The organism is Nocardiopsis sp. CNR-923 (assembly GCF_001942255.1).
Classification (GTDB): Bacteria; Actinomycetota; Actinomycetes; order Streptosporangiales; family Streptosporangiaceae; genus Nocardiopsis.
The window spans coordinates 1-8,131 of record NZ_MKKC01000145.1 but is presented as its reverse complement, the minus strand read 5'-3'; the positions used below and the strand labels follow the sequence as shown (position 1 = coordinate 8,131).

Below are 8,131 nucleotides of genomic sequence, written 5' to 3'. Positions count from 1 at the left end.
ACTCCGGTGAGTATTTGCTTGCCCTGCCCAATTTTCCCCTCGTTTCCTTACAGGATCATCGTATTGGATCTCTGTCCGGAAACCTCGGGGCACCCCACCTGGTTATCGGGCTCACGGGCTGGGCTCGTGCACCCGCGTGCACCCCGGCCGGGGGTGTGTATGACGGGATGGGTGGAACACACCCACCGGCCGAATCCTGGCCCCGTGCACCCGCTGGTGCACCCTCAACGCGAAGACGGCCCCTGGTGTGCGAACGGTATTCGCAGTTCAGGGGCCGTCTTTCGAACGGAGCGGACGACGGGAATCGAACCCGCGTTATCAGCTTGGGAATTCGAGGCCGTGGAAACCGGCTGATCTGCGAGTCTCTGACCTGCGCCGCGAGGGGCGATCAGCGCCTGAGTGACCGTGAGTCCCCCTCCGTCGCTCTCCTGACGGGCAAGCAACGGGCACGAAGACTGGATGCCCTTCGGGCTTTATCGTCCTGCGGAACCGACAAGACGGTGACGTTCCCAACGACGCCGTTGTTTCCATGCCCTACGGGCTTTATCGTCCTGCGGAACGGGAGGCGTTCTTCGCGAAGCTCCAGAGCTTTGCGAGGTTTCCATGCCCTACGGGCTTTATCGTCCTGCGGAACTGGAGGCCTTGATCGCCTTCGGCTCCACTCTGAAGTTTCCATGCCCTACGGGCTTTATCGTCCTGCGGAACCTGTCAAGACAATGCGGTATCCCCTGGATTCAGCATGGTTTCCATGCCCTACGGGCTTTTTCGTCCTGCGGAACGAGGACAACCAATGGAGCTGGGGCTGCTCATCCCCTTGGGTTTCCATGCCCTACGGGCTTTATCGTCCTGCGGAACCCTTCCCGTTTTTCACCGGGTCTGACCTGCGGTGACACACCCCCTCTGCACGCGAGTGGGCCCTGACCCCCTCACAGGTGCGTGACCTGCGCAACATTTCGCTCCTGCGGGTCTTTGACCAGCACGAACGCTCTGCACGCAACAGGGGGTTTTGGGCATGTGCCGCGCGCTCCTGTACACGCTCGCCCTCCCCGCATCCCACCGGCTCCGACACGACACCGTCCACCCTTCCCCAAGGGCGGGTGCCGTGTCCAGACCGACCGTGCTCCCGCCAGCTCCCGCGACGCCCAGGATTGCCCGCAACGGGTGCACCCCCCGCCACGGCGGCGGGTCACCACGGTTCCGACCCCGCGCGGGTTCTGGCGCGGTCGGTCCGCACTTTCGCACGTCCTGTGTCGCGCCAGGTTCCGTGCGGGCCCGGGGGGTCCACGGGGGGTTGGCCCCCCTGGTACCACCAGACGCTCACCGAGTCCGTTGATCGGGCGGGGCCGGTTCGTGGAGCTGTGTGGGCGCGGCTGCCGACCGGCGAGGGACCGGGCGCAGCCCGCAGCCCGAGGCGGGCGGCGGGCCGCCGCGACGGCGCTCGCGCCGTCGCCTTGATCCCATACAGCCCAATTCGGCAACGCTCTATGCGGTAGACCTTGCTTATGGCTGATGGACGACTGAAGGCCGCCGGACAGGCCCTGCGTGAGGTTCGCAAGCGAGCGGGATTCTCGGGTGCCGAGTTGGCGTCGCGTGCGGGCGTGACGCAGCCGACCGTGTCCCGGGTGGAGAACGGTCGCCGGGTCTCCACCGTGGATGCGGTCGTGAAGATCATCCGGGCCTTGCCCTTCACCCAGAACGAAGCGGAACGACTGGCCGCTGAGTGGCGCGAACTGTACGCCGCCACCGCGTCAGAGAAGCGGGTAGACGCGGGCGTGTCCCTCGTCGCTGGTGCGGGGCGAAAGCTCCTCGTGTCCGCGTCTGAGGTGCGGGTGTTCCAGGACGCCATGGTGCCCTTGCTCCTTCAGACGCCTGAGTACGCAAGAGCACGCAGCGGTCCCAGCGTGCCCGCGCGCGACCTCGGCGAACTGCTCGCGGACGAGGGCAGGAACTTCCGTTTCGTCGTCACTGAGTCGGCGCTCCGAACCTGGCCTGGGTCGGGATCGTTCATGGCCGCACAGCTCGCTCACCTCCTGGCGGTGGTGGAGAGGCCGAACGTGTCGCTCGCGGTGATCCCCTGGGGTACCGGGCTGCCGGTGCTGCCTCCGCACGGGTTCACCGTCTGCGACCAGGCCGGGGTCCTGGTGGAGACCTACACGGCCGAAATGACCCTCACCGGAACCGAGCACGTGTCGGCGTACCGGGACGCCTTCACCCAGCTCGAAGCCGTGGCGGTAGACGGGGACGTCTGCCGGGCCCTGGTGGAGCGGGTCTCCTCGGACATCGCCAAGCTTATGCAGTGAACTCATTGAATAGAACGTGCTTGTTGCCGTAACCTGCCGTCAAGCAAGGTGTATACCCCTCTAGACGGCGGTGGTCGATGTGCACAGCTGGGCACGCATGTTCCCTGGACAAGTCGATGAAGTAGCCAAAGCACGCTCCTTCGTGCGCGCGCTCCTCGAAGGGCACCCCACGGCCGAGGACGCCGAACTAGTCGTCAGTGAGCTGGCGACGAACGCGCTCCTGCACACGCGAAGCCGGGGCCATCGGGGCATGTTCACCGTCCGGGTCCGTGACTTCGGCGACCGCGTCCGCATCTCCGTCGTGGACTACGGAAGCGACGACGAGACGCCGCACATCGACCCCTCCGGCTCCTGCGGAACGTCGATACACGGCCGTGGACTGTTCCTCGTGGACCAACTGGCCAAGGAGTGGGGAGCCGTCCCGGAACCGGTCGGGACGTGCGTCTGGGCGGACCTGCCCTCCTTCGGCAAGCTGTGACCCCTCGCATGCCCCGTCGGCGGGCTCGCCTGCGCACGGTGGACGCCCTGACGGGTGAGGACGTCTCCCCCGGTCCGTCAACAGGGGATTACCTCTCACCCGAAGCCGGTGTTTCCCCAGCACTGTCTAGGGATCTAGACTCGGTTCCCGTAGCCGAGGGGGTGACTATGCCGGGCGAGTACGAACGCATCGCGGAGATCGAGGATCCGTTCCAGCTCCTGCGCGTTGCTACCGAACGCCTGGCCGAGGCCCAGCAAGAGGTCACGGAGCTCTCCCGGCTGCGGCGACGGCTCATCCAGGACCTTCACGCGCAGGGCATGTCGTACGCCCAGATCGCGGAGAAAGCGGGGCTGAGTCGCGGGCGTATCCACCAGATCCGCCACACGGGACCGTCTCCCGAAGCGGCGTTCCTGGGTGTGGGAACGGTGACCATCGCGACCCCCCTGCGGCACGACCAGGTCAAGGACCGGCCCGTGCTGTCCCTGGACGACATGGCGACCGGGCAGACCCTGGAACAGCTGGTGCGCGGCTTCGACATGCAGGTGGACCCCGCCCACGTCACCGTCGACGGCCGCGTAGACCTCAACCGTCCCAACCTCATCGTGGTGTGCGGTCCCGCCATGTCCGAAGCGATGCGCTCGGCCTACGCCACGGATCCCGTGCTCCGCTGGGAGAACCCCGAACCGGGTCTGTGGCTGCTCACCGACACCCGGACTGGCGAGAGCTACCGTTCCGGACAGGAGATGGACCCCCAGCTCCCGATGGACATGGCCTACATCGGTCGGCTCCCTCGTCCTGATGGGAAGGGGTCCTTCCTCGCTATCGCGGGCATCCACCCCCAGGGCTCACGCGGTGTGGCACATCTGCTGACCCAGGAGATCGCCTCACTCTGGGGACAGGTCCGCACCGATCGTTTCTCGGCGCTGGTGCGTACCGAGTACGACCCGAACACGCACGAACCGACGAGAACCGAACTGATCACTCCCCTGTACCGCCACGACCAGGACTAGCCCATGCCCTTCCGCCTGGCCACGGAACCCGCCTACCCGGGACGCGACAACGAGGACTTCGCGGCGGTGGTCAGCTCCGGTGCTGTGCTGCTGGACGGTGCCAGTGCACCCCGGGGGTGGGACACGGGGTGTTCGCACGGGGTGGCCTGGTACACGCGCCGCCTGGGCGGACTCCTCCTCGCCAACCTGGACGCGCGGCTTCCTCTGTGTGAGGGCCTGGCCGACGCCATCACCACGGCCGCCTCACTGCACGCGAACACCTGCGACCTGACCAACCAACAGACCCCGTCGGCGACGGTCGTCATGGTCCGCCTGGCGGGCACCGAACTGGAGTACCTGGTCCTGTCAGACTCAGCGCTGGCCGTGGAAGGCGATGACGGCGCGATCGAGGTCATCACCGATGGCCGCATGGAGGACGTCAAGGCTCGCGTGGCCGCTGCTGAGAGACCGGACGACCGTGCGCGGGCCATCCTGTCCCAGCGCAACGTCTCCGGGGGGTTCTGGACAGCTGGCGCTGACCCTCGCGCGGCGGACGAGGCCATCACCGGAACGCTTCCGCTGGCCAAAGTTCGGGCGTTCGCCGCACTCAGCGACGGGGCCACACGAGGAATCGACCTGTTCGCGTCGATGACCTGGGAAGACTGCTTCGACCTGATCGCCGAGCAAGGTCCCCACGCGGTCATCGACCACGTTCGCCAGCGTGAGCGCACCGACCCTGACCAGGTGCGATTCCCGCGCAGCAAACGCTGTGACGACGCGACGGTCGTCGCCTGGACCCCCGCCTGAGTACCCCCCTAGACAATGCCTGGGTTCGACTGCTACCTTCACTGACTAGACCCCTAGACAAGCATCTAGGCGCGCGGTCGCTTGGACTGTCTAGGGGGATCGACAATCGAAGGGAATGGACATGGCTATTCAGGGTGCGTTGCCGGTGGAGTTCGCCACGGTGTTCCCGCACGGGGCCTTCGCCCTTGGGGTGGAGGCGATCACCGATTTCGAGACCAAGCGGCCCCAGCTGGACAAGGAGTCCGGTCTTCCGCTGTGGGCGGTGGACGTGATCGACGCCGACCCCGAAGCCAGGGGCAAGGCCAAGTCGGTCAAGGTCAAGGTCGCCGCCGAGGTGTGCCCGACGCTGCCGGACGAGGTCCCGGGGCTGCCGTTCCGCCCGATCGAGTTCGAACAGATGGCGGTCCAGCCGTACGTGGACGACAACGGTCACCGCCCCCGGGTGGCGTACTCGCTGCGGGCGCGGGGTGTGAAGGCCCCCGGTGCCGCTAGTGGTCGTCGCTCCCAGACCAAGGACGCCGCCTGAGCGGCGCATGAAGCGGGGCGGCCTGGTGCTGCAACACCGTGGCCGCCCCTGAACCCCTCCCCGTTACCTGCGAAAGCTTCGTGAAGAGGTGTCTTCAGTATGTCCGATTACCCCACCGACCTGTCCGGGCTGTCCGGCTCGCGGCTGGTCCGTCTGTTCCTGGAAGCGGTGGACACGCCGCGCACGACCCCGGCCGAGTGGGCGGAGTTCTTCGACTTCAAGGCCCGTGTGTTCGCCCTGATCGCCGAGCGGGACGGCAACCCCGACGCGGCCAAGGCCGCCGAACGCGCTCGCACCAAGCGGGACCGGGTCCTCAACGAGATCGCGGACGGGGGTGAGGTCTGATGCCGTCCAAGGTGGGTTCCACTCAGACCTCCCCGACGTTGCCGTCTCCGGCTCAGGGGGTGCGGTGGACGACCCCGATCGTCGAAACCCCCGGCATCGTCGTCCTCGCCTCGTGGGTGGGGCGGCTGGTCCGGTTCCTGGTGACGCTGCCGTTCCGGTTCCCCGTCATGGTCGCCTCCCTGGCCGTGTCGGTGGCGTCCTGGTGGTGGTTCGGCTGGCCGGGCCTGGCCGTGCTGTGCGGGGTCGCCTCGGTCGTCTCTCTGGTGTGGTGGCGCGTGTGGCCGGACTCCTACCGCCAGTGGGTGACGCTCCGGTTGTTGGCGTGGTGGCGGCACGTGGTGGTCTACCGCCGGCACTGGCAACCCGTCCTGGTCATCTCTGGGCTGGCCGAGTCCTACCAGGAACGCCGCTACCTGCCCCGAATCCGCCGCGTGGTCTGCACTTCCTGGGCCGACCAGGTCCGGGTCACCCTCGTGGCCGGAACCTCCCCCACTGACTTCGAAACCCGCGTGGCCGAACTGGCGCACGGGTTCGGTGCCCCGTCCTGCCGGGTGGTGGTGGAAGGGCCGCGCAAGATCACCCTGGAGTTCCCCCGACACGACACCCTCGCTGAACCCCTCGACGCCTTCGACGTGCCGGACGCGGTGGATCTGTCTGCGCTGCCGGTCGGCGTCACCGAAGACGGCTCCCAGTGGCGGCTACGCCTGCACGGGACGCACGTCCTGGTGGCTGGGGTGACCGGGTCGGGGAAGGGGTCGGTGATCTGGTCCGCCATCCGCGCGATGCTCCCGGCTGTGGCTGAGGGGACGGCGCGGGTGTGGGCGATCGATCCCAAGCGGATGGAGCTGTCCTACGGGCGGGGCCTGTTCGCCCGGTACGCCGATGACGGGGAATCCGCGGTGGCCGTGCTGGAACTCGCGGTGGCGGACATGCAGGACCGGGCTCGCCGCTACGCCGGTCGCCAGCGCTCCCACGTCCCCACGACGGCGGATCCGTTCGTCCTTGTGGTCTTGGACGAGGTGGCGTTCCTGACCGCCTACCACCCCGACCGGGATGTGCGGCGTCGTGCCGAGAACGCGATCGCCACGCTCACCTCGCAGGGGCGTTCGGTCGGCTTCGCGGTCCTGGCCGCTCTCCAGGACCCCCGTAAGGAGGTGATGAATCTGCGCAACCTGTTCCCGGACAAGGTCGCGCTTCGGCTGGACGAGGCGTCCCAGGTGGACATGATCCTCGGCGAGGGCGCCCGGGACCGTGGTGCGAACGCGCATCTGATCGACCCGGGCCTTCCCGGGGTGGGCTACGTCCGCATGGAGGGCTCACCGGCACCCGTGAGGGTGCGGGCCGCGTACGTCTCCGATGACGACATCACCGCCATGGCGGCTGACTACGGATTCGATTCCGGTTCGCTGGGTGGTGCTTCATGATGACGATTCGCGCGGGCTTTGAGGAAGTCCCACGTCCCCAGGGCAATCGCGGAGACAGCGGCCAAGGTGAGTGCCCACCAGAGGTGGCCGAAGGCAATCAGCATCATCACAGCGATGAACTGAGCGGCCCACAGCAGATTCCGGAGGTGCATGGGCAGAGCCTAGAGCGTTCTTGGTGGAGCAACCAGAGGCGGGTGACGCCCTGATGCCGACTGTCACCGGTAAGACAACCCGCGCCGAACGGCTCGCGCAACCCCTGGCGCGTGAGGTGGCCGAACAGGTGGCGGCTGACCACGGGGTGTGTATCCGCCCGGTGTCCCTTCGACGGACCGACATCACCACTGGGGAAACGGAGATCGTGGACGTCCCGTGCGGGGCCACGCTCGAATCCCGGTGCCCCGCCTGTGCTCGCCGGAAGAGGTCGCTGCGGCGGACGCAGTGTGAGGAGGGCTGGCACCTGGCCGCCGAACCCGTGGTGGAGCCTGACCCGCCTTCCGAGACGCAGCGCTCGTGGGTGGAACAGCGGGCCGTGGTCACCGCCGAACGGGAACGACTCGCCTCCACGGGGGCCGCGTCGGCTGACGAGTTGGCCACCCTGGACGCGGTCATCTCCGATCTGGATGAGGAGATCGCCGCCTCGGGGCTGCGGGGGTCGGTGACCCGCTCGGGCTCCTCCTCGTCGTCGGGGTCGCGTCGGGTCCGCTCCACCAAGCGGCGTCAGGACGTCCCGGACCTTCCCAAGCGGCCCATGACGCGCAAGACGGTCGGGCGGGCCTACACGGATCCGAACACGGGCAGGGTGTTCCGTCCGTCGCTGTTCATCACCCTGACCCTGGACTCCTACGGGCGGGTGAGGTCGGACGGGACCCCGGTCGATCCGGAGACCTATGACTACCGTCGGGCGGCTCGGGACGCGCTGCACTTCTCCAAGCTGACCGATCGGTTCGTGCAGAACCTCCGCCGCGTGGCCGGGTTCGATGTGCAGTACTTCGCGGCCGTCGAACCCCAACGGCGGTTGGCTCCGCATCTGCACATGGCCACCAGGGGCACGATCCCCCGGGCCGAACTCCGACAGATCGCCGCCGCGACCTACCACCAGGTGTGGTGGCCTCCGGCCGATCGCGTGGTCTTCGACGGCGACCGCCTGCCGGTGTGGGACGAGGACGCCGCGACCTACCTGGACCCCACCACGGGGGAGGTCCTGCCCACCTGGGAACAGGCGCTGGACGCCCTGGACGAGGACCCCGACGCCCAACCCCATC

General features: G+C 67.8%; 8 protein-coding genes and 1 CRISPR repeat array. All 8 genes read left to right on the top strand.

Annotated elements, in window-relative coordinates; genetic code table 11:
- Positions 1-453: 453 nt before the first annotated feature.
- Positions 454-855: a CRISPR direct-repeat array (repeat unit 37 nt; unit sequence GTTTCCATGCCCTACGGGCTTTATCGTCCTGCGGAAC).
- Positions 856-1,502: 647 nt separating this feature from the next.
- Entirely contained in the window at positions 1,503-2,300 is a 798-nt protein-coding gene (locus BJF83_RS24785) for a helix-turn-helix transcriptional regulator (protein WP_075928224.1), read from the top strand.
- Positions 2,301-2,397: 97 nt separating this feature from the next.
- Positions 2,398-2,778, top strand: coding sequence for an ATP-binding protein (locus BJF83_RS24780; protein ID WP_075928223.1), 381 nt, complete (start codon positions 2,398-2,400; stop codon positions 2,776-2,778).
- A gap of 167 nt (positions 2,779-2,945) precedes the next feature.
- Positions 2,946-3,788: a sigma-70 family RNA polymerase sigma factor gene (locus tag BJF83_RS24775; protein WP_075928222.1), complete on the top strand. Its 843-nt coding sequence runs from the start codon at positions 2,946-2,948 to the stop codon at positions 3,786-3,788.
- A 3-nt stretch (positions 3,789-3,791) separates the two neighbouring features.
- Positions 3,792-4,574: a protein phosphatase 2C domain-containing protein gene (locus BJF83_RS24770; protein WP_075928221.1), complete on the top strand. Its 783-nt coding sequence runs from the start codon at positions 3,792-3,794 to the stop codon at positions 4,572-4,574.
- A 121-nt stretch (positions 4,575-4,695) separates the two neighbouring features.
- Positions 4,696-5,100: a plasmid replication, integration and excision activator gene (locus BJF83_RS24765; protein WP_075928225.1), complete on the top strand. Its 405-nt coding sequence runs from the start codon at positions 4,696-4,698 to the stop codon at positions 5,098-5,100.
- A 99-nt stretch (positions 5,101-5,199) separates the two neighbouring features.
- Complete coding sequence (locus BJF83_RS24760; RefSeq protein WP_075928220.1) at positions 5,200-5,445, top strand: hypothetical protein; 246 nt, start codon at positions 5,200-5,202, stop codon at positions 5,443-5,445.
- Positions 5,445-6,869 (top strand): FtsK/SpoIIIE domain-containing protein, encoded by a 1,425-nt coding sequence (locus BJF83_RS24755; RefSeq protein WP_075928219.1) that lies wholly within the window; start codon positions 5,445-5,447, stop codon positions 6,867-6,869. Before BJF83_RS24760 ends, BJF83_RS24755 begins: the two co-directional genes overlap by 1 nt.
- Positions 6,870-7,074: 205 nt before the next feature.
- On the top strand, positions 7,075-8,131 hold a 1,057-nt coding region (locus tag BJF83_RS24750; RefSeq protein WP_316042357.1), incomplete at its 3' end, for a replication initiator.